General features: G+C 48.0%; 1 protein-coding gene. It reads left to right on the top strand.

Annotation, left to right across the window (positions count from 1 at the left end):
* Nucleotides 1-331 (top strand): transposase (locus ACT3R4_RS18490; RefSeq protein ID WP_496201308.1); only part of this gene is annotated, 331 nt, incomplete at both ends.

The following is a 331-nucleotide window of genomic DNA, read 5'->3' as shown; positions in this document are numbered from 1 at the left end:
GCGTGACGAAACAGATTTCCGCCATACGCAAGAGATGATCAATGTATTGAAGGAGTGGGAAGATGATGGTAAGTGCGATCTCTATTTCTTTGATGAGGCCGGTTTCTCGCAATCATCGTCACTACCTTATGCATGGAGCCCGATAGCCAAGCCTTGGGAAGTCACTGCCTACCCACATAGCAAACGGCTGAATGTACTGGGTTTTCTCACCAGAAAAGGTGAGTTTTTTCACCACATGACCACCGACTCTGTGACCACTGAGACCGTTATAGAAGCCTTTGATCAGTTTGCGGCACATAAAGACCCTGACTCCTTCACCGTCGTGATACTG

The organism is Halomonas sp. AOP7-E1-9 (assembly GCF_052376035.1).
Classification (GTDB): Bacteria; Pseudomonadota; Gammaproteobacteria; order Pseudomonadales; family Halomonadaceae; genus Vreelandella; species Vreelandella citrativorans.
Note: the sequence above shows the minus strand (reverse complement) of the source record. Positions and strands in the feature narration are given on the sequence as shown.